Genomic DNA, 18,877 nt, shown 5'->3' on the forward strand with positions numbered 1-18,877 from the left:
AATAGCACAGCGCCCCAAGAGGCCAAAATAATTTGCTGATTATTGCGAGCCGCCACGTATTTCCTCCGCAGACTCAACATCGCGTCATACACGCCGCTTTGTTGCGGTATCCATCCACACCGCTAATAGTAGGATCCCGCCTTTAACGACGTATTGCCAGAACGTCGGCACATCCAGCATGCTCATCCCGTTATCCAGCGACGCCATGATAAATGCCCCCATCACCGCACCCGCAACGCTGCCAATCCCGCCCGCCAGACTGGTGCCGCCAATCACACAGGCGGCAATCGCATCCAGCTCGGCAATATTCCCAGCGGATGGCGAACCTGCTCCCAAGCGTGAACTGAGAATCAGCCCAGCGACCGCGACCATCAGGCCGTTAATCGCGAATACCGCCATTTTGGTGCGCTCGACATTCACGCCCGATAGGCGAGCGGCATCGATATTCCCCCCCACGGCATAGATGCGGCGGCCAAATGCGGTTCGCGTCGCGAGAAAAATACCGCCCAGCATCAATAGCGTCAGCACCAGCACTGGCGTTGGCACACCGCGATAGTCATTCAGCAGATAAATCGCGCCCAGCACCACCAATGCCGTCACTGTCTGACGGCCAATATCACCTGCAGGTGGATTTATCGGTAACCCTAATCGGGCGCGGCTGCTGCGCCGACGCCACTGCCAACCAATAAACACCATCAACCCGACGGCACCGAACATAAAACCGATGCCGGAAGGCAGATAACTTTGCCCAATCTGCGACATCGCTTCACTGGTCGGAGAAACCGTCGTCCCATTGGTAATACCGATCAGAATGCCGCGAAAAGCCAGCATCCCCGCCAGCGTCACGATAAACGAAGGGACTTTCCGGTAGGCAACCCACCAGCCATTCCACGCGCCCAGCAATAGTCCCAGCGCGAGCGTCACAACGATGGTCAACGGCAAGGGCCAGCCAAACCAGACATCAAAAATAGCCGCCGCACCGCCCAGCAGCCCCATCATCGAACCGACCGACAGATCGATTTCGGCGGAGATAATGACAAACACCATGCCAACCGCCAGAATGCCGGTGATCGCCGTTTGCCTCAGCAGGTTGGAAAGATTACGCGCGCTGAGATACGCCCCGTCGGTCATGTAAGTGAAAAAAAGCATGATGGCGATGATGGCAGCAATCATCACGTAGACCTGAAGGTTGATGCTTTTCAGCCGTTGCAGCATCGAGGCAGAGCCAGCGATATGTTGTTGTTCAGACTGCGATGTTTTCAGCACGATGTTCACTCCTCAATGCAGCTTCCATAACCTGTTCCTGGGTTAAATTACGATTGATCAAATCCGCTTTGATACGCCCCTGATGCATCACCAATACCCGATCGCTCAACCCCAGCACTTCGGGCAATTCAGAAGAAATGACAATGACGGCAATGTGCTGTTTTACCAGTGCATTAATGAGCTTATAGATTTCGTATTTGGCACCGATATCAATGCCGCGCGTGGGTTCATCGAGAATCAGAATGCGGGGGTTCAACAGCAGGCATTTCGCCAGCACCGCTTTTTGCTGGTTGCCGCCGCTTAACCGGGCAATCGCCAGTTCTGGGCTGGACGTTTTCACTTTCAGGTTCGCTAGCGATTGCCGGATGATGTCCTGCTCACGGGCATCATCCAGCATGGAAAACGCCCCCGTGAATTGGTCGAGTGCCGCCAGCGTCATGTTCTGCGCCACGCTCATCACCGGAACGATGCCGTCCTTCTTACGATCCTCCGGCACCATCGCAATGCCCTGTGCCATAGCCTGTTGGCAGTTACTGATAGTCACTGGCTTACCATCAATAAAAATGTCGCCCTGCCAATGGCCGTGATAGGAACCAAACAGGCACTGCACCGTCTCCGTACGCCCCGACCCAACCAGCCCGGCGATACCGAGAATTTCGCCTCGGTGTAGAGCAAACGAGACATCATCCACCCGACGAATATGGCGATTGACGGGATGCCAAGCGGTAAGGTGTTCTACGCGTAATACTTCTTCACCAATGACATGCGGCTCATTGGGATAAAGCTCCGTCAGCTCTCTCCCCACCATCATGGCAATGATCTGGTCCTCGCTCAGCTCGACTGCCGGATGCGTGCCAATCGGCTTCCCATCGCGAATCACGCAAATCACATCGGAAATGGCTTTAACTTCGTTGAGCTTGTGCGAGATATAAATGCAGGCGATACCGTGATCGCGCAGATCCTGAATGATATCAAGCAGGATAGCGGTTTCCCGCTCGGTCAATGAGGCCGTTGGCTCATCTAGCACCAGCAGACGCACCTGCTTGTTCAGCGCTTTGGCGATTTCCACCAGTTGCTGCTGACCTAATCCAAGCTCACCCACTTTGGTATTCGGATCGACAGCCAGCTTGACCTGCTCCAGCATGCGCTGGCAGCGTAGATACATATTGTCGTAATCCATCACACCAAAACGCGTCCACTCGTTGCCCAAAAAGAGGTTCTCCAGCACCGTCATTTCTTTCACCAGTGCCAGTTCCTGATGAATGATCGCGATGCCTTTTTGCTCCGTATCGCGAATATGGTTGGCGCGTAGCTCGTCACCCGAGAACACGATCTGCCCGTCATAGCTGCCATACGGATAAATGCCACACAGCACCTTCATTAAAGTGGATTTCCCTGAGCCATTCTCGCCACACAGCGACAAGACCTGACCCGCGTCCAGCATCAGGCTAACGTTATCTACGGCTTTCACCGTGCCAAACGCCTTGGTGATGTTTTTCATTTCCAACAGATGCAGCATCATGGCCCCCGTGATTCAGGTGTCTCAGACCTCGTCAGCAACAGTGGCGAGCCACAACGGCATATCGTGGCTCGGTAAATTTCCTACATCCTGAAATCTATTGGCTGCAACGTGCGTTAATACACATCCGCTTTTTTGTGGAAGCCATCGGCAATGACGGTGGAATCGATATTGGATTTATCGACGGGAATCGGAGTCAGTAAGAAGGAAGGAATATCTTTTAAGCCATTGTTTAATTTAGCGTTAGATTCCGGTTTTTTATCGGAGCCGAGCGCCACGGCGATATCTGCGGCATCTTTCGCCAGCTTGCTGATCGGTTTGTAGACCGTCATCGTTTGCGTGCCTGCCACAATCCGTTTGATAGCCGCCAGATCGGCATCCTGACCGGAAATCGCGACTTTCCCTGCCAATCCCTGTGCAGCAAGCGCCTGAATCGCTCCGCCCGCCGTGGCATCGTTCGACGCCACAACAGCATCGATCTTATTACTGTTCGCCGTTAGCGCATTTTCCATAATTTTCAGCGCGTTCTCTGGTAGCCAGGCATCAACCCACTGATCGCCGACCACTTTTATTTTCCCACTCTCGATCAACGGCGTGAGCACTTTCATTTGCCCCTGACGAAACAGCTTCGCATTATTATCGACCGGTGAGCCACCCATTAAGAAATAATTCCCGCCAGGCACCTTATCGACGAGATATTTCGCCTGTAGCTCTCCAACCTTTTCATTATCAAATGAAATATAAAAATCCACGTCCGCATTATTAATCATGCGATCGTAAGCAAGCACTTTTATTCCCTCACGTTTTGCTTCTGCAATAACATTGCCAAGCACCTGACCGTTATAAGGAATAATGACTAATACATCGACACCGCGATTAATCATGTTTTCTATTTGAGAAATTTGCGTCGCTTCATTGCCGTTTGCTGATTGAACAAAAACATCAGCACCCTGCTTTTTGGCTTGCTCAACAAAAAGATCGCGATCTTTCTGCCAGCGTTCAAGACGCAAGTCATCAATCGCCATGCCTATTTTAACGTCCTTCGCGAATCCGGGCTGACAAGCTAAAGTGAATACGGCACAAGCTGAGAGTAAAAAATGGTTAACTTTCATCATTGCGTACCTTTTTTATTTAAGATGCAGGGCGATACCCTAAATAATTCGAGTTACAGGAAGGCGGCAAGAGAGGGAATCCCGATGAGCTTACACAAGTAAGTGATTCGGGTGACTGAACGCTGCCAACGCACATGTAACTTGAAGTATGACGGGTAAGACTCCAATAGCCAGATGAGTATTGTCGCTAAACATCCCCCCATCAATTACAGATTTTTATCCTCCAATTATGTTTTTTGGTTTAATTTCCGTTTTTTGATACGGGTCATATTTTATTGTCGAGTCACATTTTCATTTTGTTACCTATTGCGAAGCGTATTCAGAGTAAAACGCCGTTATTTTTTGCGACACAGCGCACATTTAATAATTCTCTGAATTTCAGTGTGAAATAACGTAATTGAGGAAACACTCATCCACTCCGAAAATTAATCACATTCCCGTCTCTTCCGTCTGGGTGGTTTCTAAGGAGTTAACGATGCAAGCCTATTTTGAACAGATCGAAAAAGTTCGTTATGAAGGTAGCCAAAGCAACAACCCCTTCGCCTTTTGTCACTACAATCCCGATCAGGAAATACTCGGTAAACGTATGGCGGACCATTTGCGTTTTGCCGTCGCGTATTGGCACACGTTCTGCTGGAACGGCGCGGATATGTTTGGCGTCGGCTCCTTTGCCCGCCCGTGGCAGCAGTCAGGCGACGCACTGGAGTTGGCAAAGCGCAAAGCGGATATCGCATTCGAATTCTTTCAAAAGCTCAGCGTGCCTTACTACTGCTTTCATGATGTTGATGTCGCGCCAGAAGGGAATTCACTGAAAGAGTATCTGCATAACTTTGCGGTAATTACCGATGTTCTGGCGGAAAAGCAGCAGGATAGCGGCGTGAAGCTACTGTGGGGCACCGCGAACTGTTTCACTCATCCCCGCTACGGCGCAGGCGCGGCCACCAGTCCTGACCCAGACGTCTTTGCCTGGGCGGCCACACAGGTGTTCACAGCTATGAACGCGACCCAAAAACTGGGTGGCGAAAACTATGTGCTGTGGGGCGGGCGTGAGGGATATGAAACCCTGCTCAATACCGACCTGCGTCAGGAGCGTGAACAGATCGGCCGCTTCATGCAGATGGTCGTCGAGCATAAACACAAAATCGGTTTTCAAGGCACGCTGCTCATTGAACCGAAACCGCAGGAACCGACCAAGCATCAATACGACTATGATGTCGCCACCGTTTATGGCTTCCTGAAACAGTTTGGGCTGGAAAAAGAGATTAAAGTCAACGTGGAAGCCAACCACGCTACGCTGGCAGGCCATTCATTCCACCATGAAATCGCCACCGCCGTCGCGCTGGGCATTTTCGGGTCTGTCGATGCGAACCGCGGTGATCCGCAGCTCGGTTGGGACACCGATCAGTTCCCTAACAGCGTGGAAGAGAACGCGCTAATTATGTACGAAATTCTCAAAGCGGGTGGCTTCACGACGGGTGGCCTGAACTTTGATGCCAAAGTCCGCCGCCAGAGCACCGATCGCTACGACCTTTTCCATGCGCATATCGGCGCGATGGATACGATGGCACTGGCGCTCAAGGCTGCCGCCAGAATGATTGAGGATGATAAGCTCAATCAGTTGGTCGCTAAACGCTATGCGGGCTGGAACGGGGAACTGGGTCAGCAAATTCTGCAAGGTAACGCCTCGCTGGAATCGCTTGCCCGCTATGCAGAAAGCCATCAACTGACACCACAGCACCAGAGTGGCCAGCAGGAATTGCTGGAAAATCTGGTTAACCGCCACCTATTTGGCTAAAACGGTACGCTCACTATGTTACACCTACTGCGACAGACTAAACCCTGTCGCAGAGGCTTATCAGGAGCCACTATGTATATCGGTATTGATCTGGGTACGTCCGGTGTTAAAGCCATCCTGCTGGATGAAGCTGGCGAGGTGGTTGCCAGCCATAGCGCTGCGCTGAGCATTTCTCGTCCGCACCCGCTCTGGTCGGAACAGGCGCCTGAAGACTGGTGGCAGGCAACCGAGCAGGTGCTACAAGCGTTGGCAGCCACGCACAGCCTTCGCGCCGTGAAAGCGCTAGGGCTGACCGGACAAATGCACGGTGCCACCTTGCTGGATGCCCGCCATAACGTACTGCGACCCGCGATTCTCTGGAATGACGGACGCAGCGCGGCCCAATGCCGAACGCTGGAACAGCAGGTGCCTACATCGCGCCAGATTACCGGTAACCTGATGATGCCGGGCTTTACCGCGCCCAAGCTGAAATGGGTGCAGGAAAAAGAAAGCGACATCTTCCGCCAAATCAACAAGGTCCTGTTGCCGAAAGACTATCTCCGCTGGCGTCTGACAGGGGAATTTGCCAGCGACATGTCCGATGCGGCGGGAACGCTTTGGCTGGACGTCGCCAAACGAGACTGGAGCGACACTCTGCTGGAAGTCTGTGCGCTGAGCCGCAAGCACATGCCAACGCTGTATGAAGGCAGCCAGATTACCGGTTATCTGCGGCCTGACATCGCCAGTCGTTGGGGTATGGATCCCGTCCCCGTCATTGCTGGCGGTGGAGATAACGCAGCAGGTGCGATTGGTGTCGGGCTGTATCAAACGGGTCAGGCGATGCTGTCTCTCGGCACATCCGGCGTTTACTTCGCCGTCAGTGACGGTTTTCTCAGCAATCCGCAACATGCCGTCCACAGCTTCTGCCACGCGCTGCCGAATACCTGGCACCTGATGTCCGTGATGTTAAGCGCCGCGTCCTGCCTCGACTGGGTCGCCCACCTGACGCACGCGGAGAGCGTGCCTGCACTGTTGCAGGAAATCGCTTCGACGCCAGCCGACGACACGATAACGCCAGTGTGGTTCTTGCCCTATCTTTCCGGCGAGCGCACACCGCACAATAATCCCGATGCCAAAGGCGCATTCTGGGGGCTCACCCATCAACACGGCCGTGCAGAACTGGCAAAAGCCGTACTGGAAGGTGTGGGATTTGCGCTTGCCGACGGCATGGACGCGCTGCATATGACTGGGCTCAAGCCCGATAGTATTACGCTGATTGGCGGTGGTGCACGTAGCGCCTACTGGCGGCAAATGCTGGCGGATATCAGCGGTCAAACGCTAGCGTACCGCACGGGAGGAGATGTCGGCCCTGCGCTCGGTGCCGCCCGTTTGGCGCAAATCGCCATGCATCCGCATACGCCACTGGCAGAGCTCCTGCCGCCGCTGCCGCTGGAACAGGTTCATCAGCCAGCCCCCCAGCGTCACGCCGACTATGCCGAGCGGAGACGTACATTTAAGGCTCTCTACCAACAGCTTAAGCCGTTGATGTAAAAATTAATCCGTAGTCAGCTCACCCAGCGTCGCACATCGATTTTCTGTAACGCCATCGAAAGCAGCAGGCTGCCTGCCAGCGTGATGGAGAAAACAGAGAAGATATCGAGAACCGGATGAGCGGGTAGCATCACATCATGCGTACGCAGAGAGTGAATGATCAACGCGTGGAAGCCGTAAATCGCCAGTGAATGGCGCGAAATGGTGGCAAAGCCCAGTAAAATCCGCTGGCTAAAGTAGTGCTTAAACACCACCAGAAGGCTGACCGCAGCCAAAAATACCAGCGGGCCACAGTAGATGTAAAACGTCTGGGTGAACGTATCGTTCAATAATGTATGGTACTTTGTCCCCATCGCGACCAGCGCGACACACGCAATGAAGAAGGGGATAGCCGCCAGTACGACTTTCTTTGGCACGTCCAACATGCCTAACGCGCGCCCCAGCGCGGCGTACAGCACGTAGTAAAACGTATCGCCGTAAATATAGAGATTCACGGGCAGTAATTGAAATCCTTCAAACTCCACTCGCCCTGTATTGGGGTTGGCGACAACGGCCAGCAAGATAATCAAGACGGCTAAATATTTACCTGATACCGGCGTGATGGTAATAAGCGGAGAGAGCAGATAAATCACGATAATGGCGTAGAAAAACCATAAGTGATAAAAGATCGGTTTTTGCAGCACATGGTGCAGTGAGTTCAGGCCATTAATCGGGGTGAGCGTCGCAATATAAATCAATGCAACCGTGCTGTAGAAAAGCAGGCATAAACCGATACGCAGAAAATGCTTCTTCCCCGCGCGACGCTCACCAAAGAATAAGTAACCCGAGATCATGAAAAACAGCGGAACACAGACGCGCGAGGCGGAGTTCAGGACATTCGCCACATCCCAGTGTCCATCGCCTGGCGTGCCGCCCGCGGTAATATAGTAGGTTGTACTATGAATCAGAACGACCATCATGCAGGCCAGCGCCCGCAGGTTATCAATCCAGCCGATCTTATCCGTCATGCACAACCTCTTGAAAGCAAAGCGCTATTCAAAACAGCGTAGCCGTTGTTAAGCGCTGACACAATCAACTATCAATCATCAGCTATAACAACCGGGCAAATCCTAGTGTAAGGACGGCTTAATACGGATAAACGGTGTTGAGTTAAGTTATGCGCGCCGACGGTGGCAAGCGCGCAGGATCTTACGGAATATGGCGCTAGAACAGCCCCATCGGCTTATCAGAGTAACTCACCAACAGGCACTTGGTTTGCTGGTAGTGTTCCAACATCATTTTATGGTTTTCACGCCCGATGCCGGACTGCTTATAACCCCCAAATGCCGCATGCGCCGGATAGGCGTGATAACAGTTGGTCCAGACGCGGCCGGCCTGAATACCGCGCCCCATCCGGTAAGCGATATTGCCGTTGCGGCTCCATACGCCAGCTCCCAGACCGTATTCCGTATCGTTGGCGATCTCCAGTGCGTCATCCATCGTTTTGAAGGTCGTGACTGCCAGCACCGGTCCGAAAATTTCCTCCTGGAAGACACGCATACTGTTTTTACCGAACAATATCGTCGGTTCCAGATAGTAGCCTTCCGCCAGCCCGCCTAGCATCGCCTTGCGCTGGCCGCCCGTGAGCACGCGTGCCCCCTCTTTCTTACCGATATCAATGTAGTTAAGGATGGTGTCGAGCTGGCCTGCCGACACCTGCGCGCCCATCATGGTTTTGCTATCCAGCGGGTTACCGATGCGGATAGCCTCAACGCGCTTGATTGCCCGTTCCATAAAGCGATCGTAGATAGATTCCTGCACCAGCGCGCGGCTCGGACAGGTGCAGACCTCTCCCTGATTGAAGGCAAACAGCGTGAAACCTTCGAGCACTTTGTCAAAGAAGCTGTCTTCCTTGTCCATCACATCGGCAAAGAAGATGTTCGGCGATTTGCCACCCAATTCCAGCGTCACCGGCGTCACGTTCTGCGCCGCATAGCTCATGATCTGCTGACCCACCTCGGTCGAACCGGTGAATGCCACTTTCGCAACGCGTTTCGACGTTGCCAGATATTCACCAATTTCGCTGCCCGACCCATTAACGACATTGATGACACCTGGCGGCAGCAGATCCTGAATCAGTTCCATCAAAATCAATACTGACATCGGCGTCAGTTTGGCGGGTTTCAGCACAATACAGTTACCGGCGGCCAGCGCTGGTGCCATCTTCCAACAGGCCATTAGCAGCGGGAAATTCCAGGGAATGATTTGCCCGACAACGCCGAGAGGCTCATGAAAATGATAGGCCACGGTATCGCCATCAATTTCGCTAATCCCCCCTTCTTGCGCGCGGATACAAGCCGCAAAATAGCGAAAGTGGTCAATCGCCAACGGTACGTCTGCCCCGCTAGTTTCGCGTATCGGTTTACCGTTATCCCAGGTTTCCACCTGTGCCAGCAGCTCAAGGTTTTGCTCCATCCGGTCGGCGATTCGGTTAAGCACCAACGCACGTTCCTGCACCGACAGGCCACCCCATTCCGCTTTTGCCTTGTGAGCAGCATCCAGCGCGTGGTCAATATCTCGCGTTGACGAACTGGCCACTTCACACAGCGGTTGGCCCGTTACTGGCGTCAAATTGACAAAATACTGACCAGCGTCAGGTGGTACCCAAACTCCGCCGATAAAATTGTCATAGCGTTTTTTCAGATTGAGAGAGCCGTATTCGCCAGACGCGGATCGGCCTTCGAGATTATCGTGCGCCATTTCAGTCTCCTTTTCATTTCCGAGTGAGCGGCCATGCCGCAGTGAAAAAAGAGGCAAACAGTAAGCAGTTACATTAAGCCTATATGGGGTATGGGGTTAGCGACAGGATTCGGCCAGAGAAGAAGGCAACTCTTCGAGTTGACGCACAGTTTCTTGCGAGAAAAAGTCGCGTCCCTTCAGGCACGGTGAGGTATACCCTAAATAATTCGAGTTTCAGGACAAAAACGGCAAGGCGTTTTTGAACAGCGCTTGCGCTGACCCCGAAGGGGCGAGGCCCACGATGGGCCGAGTATTTAAACGCAGCCAACGCACATGCAACTTGAAGTATGACGGGTATAATACTTTTAATTTCTAGGGTTACTAACATGCAGGTATTTCAGGTGGAAGGGGTTCATTTACCAGCGGATGCCGCCCTTGAAGGCGCAACGCAACATTCAGTCTATCATCCCGATTCTCTGCATCAGCCACAGTCTGACTGGCTAGCGGAAGAGGTGCCCGTTGCGTTGGTTTATAACGGCATATCGCATGTCGTCATGATGACCTCACCGAAGGAACTGGAACAGTTCGCACTCGGGTTTTCTTTATCTGAAGGCATTATTCAATCACCGGCAGATATCTATGGCATTGATGTACAGGCCGCCTGTCACGGTATCGAAGTGCAGATTGAGCTTTCGAGCCGACGCTTCGCTGGACTAAAAGAACGCCGCCGAGCGATGGATGGCCGTACAGGCTGCGGCGTATGTGGCGTAGAACAACTCGCGGAAATCGGCAAACCGATCGCATCTCTGCCCTTCACGCAGACATTTTCCCTTAGCAAACTTGAAAACGCGCTGGTGCGGCTGCGCGATGTGCAGAAGATCGGTCAGGTAACGGGTTGCACTCACGCCGCAAGCTGGGTCGCGCCAGACGGCACGCTGTCCGGGGGGAGTGAAGACGTCGGCCGCCATGTCGCGCTGGATAAGCTGCTAGGTACCCGAGCGAAGCAGGGGTGGCAGCAAGGCGCTGTCCTAGTCTCCAGCCGGGCCAGCTATGAGATGGTCCAAAAATCCGCCATGTGCGGCGTGGAAATCCTGTTTGCTGTCTCAGCGGCCACTTCACTGGCCGTAGAGGTCGCACAGCGCTGCAACCTGACACTCGTCGGTTTTTGTCGGCTGGGACATGCGACTATCTACACACACTCGCAGCGTCTGAGCGCGTAAGAGACACCACCAAATTCGCGGCGTTTTGCAGGCGACGGGTATAGATTAATTTGTTTTTACATAGTGTAATAACGATATAAGCGTTTGTTATCATGAAGTAAAGCAATCTGATTCATGTCACCCGCTCGAGAATAATCATTTTCAATATCATTTAATTAACTATAATGAAGGCATTGCTTACGCGGTACTAACAACACAGTGCCGTAACATTTTTATTACCATGGAGATGCTAAACATGAGTTATTCACTGCCATCGCTGCCTTATGCTTATGACGCACTGGAACCGCATTTCGACAAAGAAACGATGGAAATTCACCATTCCAAACACCATCAGGCTTACGTCAATAATGCTAACGCCGCGCTGGAATCTCTGCCTGAACTGGCTACATTGTCTGCTGAAGAGCTGATCGCTCAACTGGATAAAGTTCCTGCGGAGAAAAGAACAGCACTGCGTAACAACGCTGGCGGCCACGTTAACCACAGCCTGTTCTGGAAAGGCCTGAAAGTAGGTACGACGCTGACTGGCGACCTGAAAGCCGCTATCGAACGTGATTTCGGCAGCGTTGATGCGTTTAAAGAGAAATTTGAGCAAGCAGCAGCAACCCGCTTCGGTTCTGGCTGGGCGTGGCTGGTACTGAAAGACGATGGCAAACTGGCCGTAGTGTCTACTGCAAACCAAGACAGCCCGCTGATGGGTGAAGCTGTTTCTGGCGCGTCTGGCTACCCAATCGTCGGTCTCGACGTATGGGAGCACGCTTACTACCTGAAATATCAGAACCTTCGTCCAGCTTATGCTAAAGCATTCTGGAACGTGTTGAACTGGGACGAAGCCGCTGCTCGTTTCGCTAGCGCGAAAAAATAAAACCGTTGAGTGCCTGATCCTGTCAGGCCTCTTCTGCGTTTGAATATAAACTGGAACAACAGCCTGTTATTCCAGTTTTTTATTATCTATCTGTCCGTATTTTCTCCCCCTCCTTCCCTCGCTACACGCAATCGCATAGTCGTGATCTCACGTTGTTTACTCATTTCTGTTAGTGCACAGGCTCCCTGCGCGAAAAGTGGGCGGCGCGTAAAGTTTCAGAGTAGAGTGCCGATATCTACTGCGGGTTTTTATCATGTTGTTTTGCAGGGATTGGCTTGGCACGCGGTAATCCGAGATGCTAACACCGCTAATCAAGTGTGCATCAGGATAGTGAATTTGGCTTAATATGATATATTGGTGAAATGTGATGGTTATAAATTTTGACAATCTAAAAGTCGGTAAAAAATTAGGATTAGGCTTTTTCCTGATTCTGCTGATGACCATGGTGATTGCCGGCGCGGGCATTATGCATATAAGCTCGCTGAAAGACAGTATTGATAAAGTGAATTTAAGCAACAGTATTAATGATGAAATTAATCAGGCTAAATATTACCGTGCATTATACGGCACTACCTATAATCCTGATGATATAAAAAAGAACATTGAACACATTTCCAATGTCAATAGACTTGCTGAGACAGCAAAAGAATTTAGCTGGCCAGAAAATGATGCTAAGAAAATAGCCAACATCCCTGCATTAATTTCCAGCTATCAGGAAAAACAGAAAAATTATATTGATGCAGTGAATACCAAAGATAACGTCAGAAAAAATTGGAATATATCGACAACAGAAAAACCACTGCAACAGCTCAATGATCAATTAAAGCTAGACAATAACAGCACTAATCTTCAATTATTACTTTCTGACCTGAACCAAAAACTGATTGCCGTCCGCTACCACGTTCGTGGTTTATTACTTTCTACCAACAAAGAATCCGAAGAAAAACTGACGGATTCCATCAACGCGGCACAAACGTCATTAACTTTCCTGTATCAGAGCCTGTCTGCCGAACAACGTGAAACGCTGGCACCGGTTCTGACGATCGTGAATAATTATGAAGAGCAGGTGTTGGCCTATATGCCAGCCTATCAAGAGGAAATCGCGCAGGCAGGACAAATGCGCGTGGTAGCCGAACAGCTGAATACCGTCGTTAAATCACTCCTCAGCGATCAGCTAGCTGCTTCACAGGCAGACATTCGCAGTGCCACGCTGCAAATGAGTATCACAGCGCTGATTACGCTACTGCTTGGTCTGCTGATTTCCTGGTTCATTTCACGCCAGATCACCACACCGCTCGGCAGCACGTTGAGCATGGCTGAAAAAATCGCGACGGGCGATCTCACCATGTCCATCAACACGACGCGTAAGGATGAGTTGGGTCAGTTGATGAGTGCGATGTCGAAAATGAATGACAACCTGCACAATATGATCGATGACATTCGCGTCGGCGTCAGCCAGATTTCTAACGCGTCCAGCGAAATCGTCGCGGGTAACACAGACCTGTCATCACGTACCGAGCAGCAGGCCGCTGCCGTTGAGGAAACCGCCGCCAGCATGGAGCAGCTCACCGCGACGGTTAAGCAAAACGCAGATAACGCACACCACGCGAATAAGCTGGCAATCAGCGCATCTCAAACCGCAAAACAAGGCGGCGAGCAGGTGAATAACGTGGTGCAAACCATGACGGCGATTGAGAGCAGCTCTAAACGTATCGCGGAAATCACGTCCGTCATCAACAGCATCGCCTTCCAGACCAACATTTTGGCATTGAACGCCGCGGTGGAAGCCGCCCGCGCCGGTGAGCAAGGCCGTGGATTTGCCGTTGTTGCCAGCGAAGTCCGTAGCCTTGCCCAGCGCAGTTCTCAGGCCGCGAAAGAAATCGAAGGCCTGATCTCTGAATCGGTTACTCAGGTATCACGCGGAGCGACGCTGGTTGGCAATGCTGGTAAGACGATGAATGATATCGTCACTTCTATCACACAGGTGCATGACATCATGGGTGAAATTGCTACCGCATCAGATGAGCAAAGCCGGGGAATTAGCCAGGTTAGCCAGGCGATTGTTGAGATGGACAGCACCACGCAGCAGAACGCCGCACTGGTGGAACAATCCTCTGCCGCTGCCGACTCGCTGGAAGAACAGGCGAGACTGCTGAAGCAGGCGGTTTCCGTCTTCCGTCTGGCAAACGCGCAGCATGATGACACCCCAGCGGGTATCGCGTTTGCCGACCAAACGCATCGTCTGCACGCGCCGCGCTAATATCAACACCACAACGTACTAAAAACGACAAAGCCCCTGTTAAACAGGGGCTTCATCAACGAATCTATCACCAGCATCGATCTGCGCAGAGAAGAAACCTCAGAACGGTTTCGGCGCGAAGCCTGTCATCTCTTTTAAATCCATCTCGCGCCCCAGTGCCGTCATCGGGTGCACTACCACCAAACCGCGAACGCTTTTCTTCAACGTCCCCATATCAGCTTGCTCTTTTTTAGTAATCGCACGTTTGAAAGGCAGGTTCGCCAGTTTCTGCGCTTCTTTGCTGAGTTTCTGTTCTCTCACGTTACGCAGGCGCTCGATTTCAGCCGTTAGCTTCTCGCAGGCCTCCAGATTGAGGGCGATTGCTTCAGCATCACCTTGTTCCAGCAGCGTGGTCTGCTTATGCGTCAGCTTATCCAATTGGTCGCTAAGGCGTTTGATCTCTGCTTTTTCCTGCTCTTTCATAAAAGATAACCTATATAACGGGAGAATAATGCGGGGCACAGCATACACTATACGCTAAATAATTCGAGTTGCGTGAAGGCGGCAACCGCACGCCCCCGGAGCTTACTCAGGTAAGTGACTGAGTTGAGTAAGACCAACCACACATATGCCGCTTGAAGGATGACAAGTAGAAACGCCTGACATGACGCAGTGGCGTAATAAAGCAGAATGGGGTTAAAACGCCTTTTTCAGACTGATTTGCGCAATCAATGTGGTCAGGGATAGCACCAGCGTGGAGCGCACCATCTGTTGATAACGCTGCCGCTGCATACTCACCAGAAGCGGATCGGCGGCATCTGCCCCCGGCGGAAAGGCGGGTTCTGTAGGCAACGCCGCCACGCAGTGCAGCTCGCCGATAGGCCCCAGAATTTCATCATCGGTAAAACGGTAATGCCGATCGTCATGTGCCAGCTCTTCGCCCAGCGCCATTAACAGTTCCGCATCTTCATACTCTTTACGGCTGATCATTCCCAGGCCATAAATCAGTTTCAGACGCACGGAAAGGTCGCCCAGCGGGCCCGTTCCCGTCATCAGGGGTTCAACGGCATATTTCACCGCATAGTCGTCCTTACGGAACACCTGCAACATCAGGATACTGACCGCTTCCGCCAACAACTCAACGGCGCAGAGCATAAAGTCGCGCACGGTCTTCCCTGAGTTCAGCGCTTCCAGAACCCGGTTTTCAAACGCCTGTGTTTCTTCCATCGTCACTTCTCGACCCTTTAACCCCGCCCACAGCCTACCCCATCTCGGCAGCATGCTTACCGGCAGGTGTGGCGACATCCTATCCCCGACGTCGCCCGTATACCTTACACCGTGTCGAAAAGACCACACCTGCCTGATGACGAGAGACGCCGATTACTGCATGGCGTTATACACATTCACTGCTTGCGCGACAACCTCGCTGTCAGCATCCAGACCAGAAATCTGCACCAGCGCCGCCTGCGGCCCCTGAGTGCGGATTAACTCAGCCAGTTCCAGCGCCTGCGGATCCTGTTCACTGCGATAATGCATCGCGGCGGCAATACCGGTAATCAGGTTGTCATGCGGCAACTGGTATTCCAACGTTCCGAGCAGCGGCTTGATCAAACGATCGCCTGCACTCAGCTTGCGCAGCGGCTGGCGGCCAACGCGCTCTACATCATCGTGCAGATGCGGGTTTTCAAAGCGGCTGAGAATCTTGTTGATGTAGGCGGCGTGCTTCTCCGTATCAAAACCGTAGCGCTTGATGAGTACTGCACCGCTCTCTTCCATTGCGCCTTTGACCACGGCTCTGACTTTCGGGTCGAGAATCGCATCACGGATCGTTTGATGACGCGCCTGTTGGCCGAGGTAGGCCGTAATCGCATGGCCGGTGTTCAGCGTGAAGAGCTTACGCTCAACAAACGCCATCAGATTGTCGGTCAGTTCCATACCGGGAATCGCTGGCGGTTCACCGCAGAACTGGGTTTTATCGACAATCCATTCGCTGAAGGTTTCTACCGTCACCGCCAGCACATCGTCGCTACCGGCTTCGGAAGGGGGAACAATGCGATCCACAGCGGAATCCACGAATCCCACATGCTCGACAACCCATTCCTGATGGCCTTCCGGCAGCAGTTTCAACACATGCTGTTTTAACTGGCTGGTGCCGCGCACCATATTTTCACAGGCGATAATGTTCAACGGCCGGGTATTGCCGTCGTTATGACGCTTAACCAGCCCCTGAGCGATAGTTCCGGCGATTTTTTCCAGAATCTGCGGCCCCACAGCGGTCGTCACCAGATCGGCCACGGCAATGAGCGCGACGGCATCCTGGCTGCCGCTGTGAACGGCACTCACGTTACTTACGGTATCAACCTGCGTGTTATCACCGACAATCCGCACCGTGTAGCTTGTGCGGCTGTTCAGGGCATCCAACAGCGGCTGATTGACGTCAGCGAATGTCAGTTCGACGTTGGCATCGGCCAACAATTTCCCAATAAACCCACGGCCAATATTACCCGCGCCAAAGTGTAATGCTTTCATGAGACATAACCTTAAAAAAACATAAAAAGAGGCCGCCCGCAGGCGGCCCTAGCCACATCAATTAGGCACTCTTTTTACCGGAGAGTAAGTCGAGCACTTCCTGAACATCCTGGGTCTGTGCCAGACGTTCAATGACGGCATCATCATCCAGCGCATTGGTCAGACTGGTGATGACCTGAATATGTTCGTTGTTGCGAGCGGCAATACCGATAACCAGACGCGCAACCTCATCTTCTTCATCGCCAAAGCGAACGCCTTCAGGATATTGGCAGAAGACAACGCCCGTTTTCAGCACGCGGTCTTTAGCTTCAATCGTACCGTGCGGCACAGCAATCGACTCGCCCAGATAGGTGGAAGTCAGCTTTTCACGTTCCAGCATCGCTTCAACATACGCAGGCTCGACATAGCCGCCTTTCACCAGTTGCTCTCCGGCGAAACGGATTGCCTGCTCTTTGTCTGTCGCATGCTGATTCAGGAACACATTGCCTGCACCCAGTTGGAACAGGTTAGTCTGTGCGTCGGCGACAGCAGGTGCTGGCGTCGCAACGGCTTCAGACTTCACGGCACCCTGTGCTGCGGTAAGACGTGCCACCAGATCGCTATACAGACCGCTATCAAGGAAGTTAGTCAGCGAAATGTGCTGTGCCTGCGGCGCATGACGCATCGCACGTTCGGTCAGATCGCGGTGCGTAATCACCAGATCGACATCGTCCGGCAGACTATTGATCGCGCTGTTAGTCACCGAAATGTTGGTCAGCCCGGCATCCTGAACTTTCTTACGCAGCACACCAGCACCCATCGCGCTGGAACCCATTCCAGCGTCACACGCTACGATGATTTTACGCACGGTACTCATATCACCGCTGACACCGACGTTAGTCGCCGTGCCTTTAGAAGACGCTTTCATTTCCTGCACGCGGCGCGTTGCATCGCCCAGGTCTTCTTCTTTTTGCTTGGTGCTTTTCAGCAGAATCGCCGACACGATGAAGGACACCGCGAAAGCCGCTGCAATGGCCGCAAGGTTAGCGAAGTAAGCACCTTTTGGCGTCATCGCCAACACCGCCAGAATGGAGCCTGGAGACGCAGGAGAAACCAAACCGCCGCCCAGTACGCTCAGCGTAAACACGCCAGTCATCCCGCCCAGAATCACCGCAATAATCAGACGCGGATTCATCAGCACGTAAGGGAAGTAGATTTCGTGAATCCCGCCCAGGAAGTGGATAATCGCCGCACCTGGTGCTGACTCTTTCGCGTTACCACGACCGAAGAACATGTAAGCCATCAGCACGCCCATACCTGGGCCTGGGTTCGCTTCGATCAGGAAGAAAATAGATTTGCCGGTTTCCGTCGCCTGCTGAATGCCCAGCGGTGAGAAGATACCGTGGTTAATAGCGTTGTTCAGGAACAGGATTTTCGCCGGTTCAACGAAGATGGACGTAAGCGGCAGCAGGTTGTTCTGTACCATCAGGTTAACGCCGGAAGCCAGCACCTGAGAGAAGACTTCAACCAGCGGACCAATTGCCAAAAATGACAGGATTGCCAACAACATACCGATAATACCGGCAGAGAAGTTGTTGACCAGCATTTCAAAGCCGCTTTTGATTTTACCGTCGACCATGTGGTCAAAACGCTTGATCGCCCAGCCGCCCAACGGGCCCACAATCATGGCGCCGAGGAACATCGGGATATCAGTCCCGACGATCACACCCATCGTCGTAATGGCACCCACGACACCACCACGCTCACCGAATACCAGACGTCCACCGGTATAACCAATCAGCAATGGCAGCAAATACGTAATCATCGGACCGACGAGCTTCGCCAACGTTTCATTGGGGAACCAGCCGGTAGGGATAAACAGCGCGGTAATAATACCCCAGGCGATAAATGCGCCAATATTGGGCATCACCATATTGCTGAGGAAGCGACCAAAGTTTTGCACTTTGATCTTAATATCTGGTGAAAGCATAAAAACACACCCCTATTGAAACGCGCTGACAATAAGAGCGCGTGGTAATTATCGTGAGACGGCGTGGCAATAAAAACACCGATTACCACAAGACTACTTCCGTCATTATTACTGTATG

14 protein-coding genes are annotated in these 18,877 nt (G+C 52.5%); 5 read left to right on the forward strand and 9 right to left on the reverse strand.

Annotated elements, in window-relative coordinates:
• Positions 1-84 precede the first annotated feature (84 nt).
• From xylH to xylF, 3 genes are all read right to left on the reverse strand, one after another.
• On the reverse strand, positions 85-1,215 hold the full coding sequence (gene xylH / locus K7X24_RS08535; RefSeq protein WP_224554431.1) for a xylose ABC transporter permease XylH: 1,131 nt from the start codon (positions 1,213-1,215) through the stop codon (positions 85-87).
• Positions 1,216-1,243: 28 nt separating this feature from the next.
• Entirely contained in the window at positions 1,244-2,785 is a 1,542-nt protein-coding gene (locus K7X24_RS08540) for a xylose ABC transporter ATP-binding protein (protein WP_224554273.1), read from the reverse strand.
• 116 nt (positions 2,786-2,901) lie between these two features.
• Positions 2,902-3,897, reverse strand: a complete 996-nt coding sequence (xylF, locus tag K7X24_RS08545; protein ID WP_224554275.1) for a D-xylose ABC transporter substrate-binding protein — start codon at positions 3,895-3,897, stop codon at positions 2,902-2,904.
• A gap of 475 nt (positions 3,898-4,372) precedes the next feature.
• On the opposite strand from xylF, the gene xylA reads away from it, so the two are divergent.
• On the forward strand, positions 4,373-5,692 hold the full coding sequence (xylA, locus tag K7X24_RS08550; RefSeq protein WP_224554277.1) for a xylose isomerase: 1,320 nt from the start codon (positions 4,373-4,375) through the stop codon (positions 5,690-5,692).
• 72 nt (positions 5,693-5,764) lie between these two features.
• Positions 5,765-7,222, forward strand: coding sequence for a xylulokinase (xylB, locus tag K7X24_RS08555; RefSeq protein WP_224554280.1), 1,458 nt, complete (start codon positions 5,765-5,767; stop codon positions 7,220-7,222).
• A 14-nt stretch (positions 7,223-7,236) separates the two neighbouring features.
• On the opposite strand, the gene K7X24_RS08560 is transcribed toward xylB, so the two are convergent.
• Complete coding sequence (locus tag K7X24_RS08560; protein WP_224554282.1) at positions 7,237-8,229, reverse strand: acyltransferase; 993 nt, start codon at positions 8,227-8,229, stop codon at positions 7,237-7,239.
• A 196-nt stretch (positions 8,230-8,425) separates the two neighbouring features.
• Positions 8,426-9,961: an aldehyde dehydrogenase family protein gene (locus K7X24_RS08565; protein WP_224554284.1), complete on the reverse strand. Its 1,536-nt coding sequence runs from the start codon at positions 9,959-9,961 to the stop codon at positions 8,426-8,428.
• 365 nt (positions 9,962-10,326) lie between these two features.
• On the opposite strand from K7X24_RS08565, the gene fdhD reads away from it, so the two are divergent.
• The 3 genes from fdhD to K7X24_RS08580 all read left to right on the forward strand — a co-directional run bounded on the left by fdhD (position 10,327) and on the right by K7X24_RS08580 (position 14,282).
• Positions 10,327-11,160, forward strand: coding sequence for a formate dehydrogenase accessory sulfurtransferase FdhD (gene fdhD / locus K7X24_RS08570; RefSeq protein ID WP_224554285.1), 834 nt, complete (start codon positions 10,327-10,329; stop codon positions 11,158-11,160).
• Positions 11,161-11,395: 235 nt separating this feature from the next.
• A complete protein-coding gene (gene sodA, locus K7X24_RS08575) occupies positions 11,396-12,022 on the forward strand; it encodes a superoxide dismutase [Mn] (RefSeq protein WP_102118757.1) in 627 nt (208 codons plus the stop codon).
• Between the two features lie 367 nt (positions 12,023-12,389).
• Positions 12,390-14,282: a methyl-accepting chemotaxis protein gene (locus K7X24_RS08580; RefSeq protein WP_224554287.1), complete on the forward strand. Its 1,893-nt coding sequence runs from the start codon at positions 12,390-12,392 to the stop codon at positions 14,280-14,282.
• Positions 14,283-14,381: 99 nt separating this feature from the next.
• On the opposite strand, the gene K7X24_RS08585 is transcribed toward K7X24_RS08580, so the two are convergent.
• The 4 genes from K7X24_RS08585 to K7X24_RS08600 all read right to left on the reverse strand — a co-directional run bounded on the left by K7X24_RS08585 (position 14,382) and on the right by K7X24_RS08600 (position 18,759).
• Positions 14,382-14,744, reverse strand: coding sequence for a YibL family ribosome-associated protein (locus K7X24_RS08585; RefSeq protein WP_039483242.1), 363 nt, complete (start codon positions 14,742-14,744; stop codon positions 14,382-14,384).
• Positions 14,745-14,957: 213 nt separating this feature from the next.
• Positions 14,958-15,542, reverse strand: coding sequence for an MltR family transcriptional regulator (locus K7X24_RS08590; RefSeq protein WP_224554433.1), 585 nt, complete (start codon positions 15,540-15,542; stop codon positions 14,958-14,960).
• Positions 15,543-15,641: 99 nt separating this feature from the next.
• Positions 15,642-16,790, reverse strand: a complete 1,149-nt coding sequence (locus K7X24_RS08595) for a mannitol-1-phosphate 5-dehydrogenase (protein WP_224554289.1) — start codon at positions 16,788-16,790, stop codon at positions 15,642-15,644.
• Positions 16,791-16,851: 61 nt separating this feature from the next.
• Positions 16,852-18,759, reverse strand: a complete 1,908-nt coding sequence (locus tag K7X24_RS08600; protein WP_103943129.1) for a PTS mannitol transporter subunit IICBA — start codon at positions 18,757-18,759, stop codon at positions 16,852-16,854.
• Between the last annotated feature and the right edge of the window lie 118 nt (positions 18,760-18,877).

It is taken from the genome of Pectobacterium versatile, assembly GCF_020166435.1.
Taxonomy (GTDB): domain Bacteria; phylum Pseudomonadota; class Gammaproteobacteria; order Enterobacterales; family Enterobacteriaceae; genus Pectobacterium; species Pectobacterium versatile.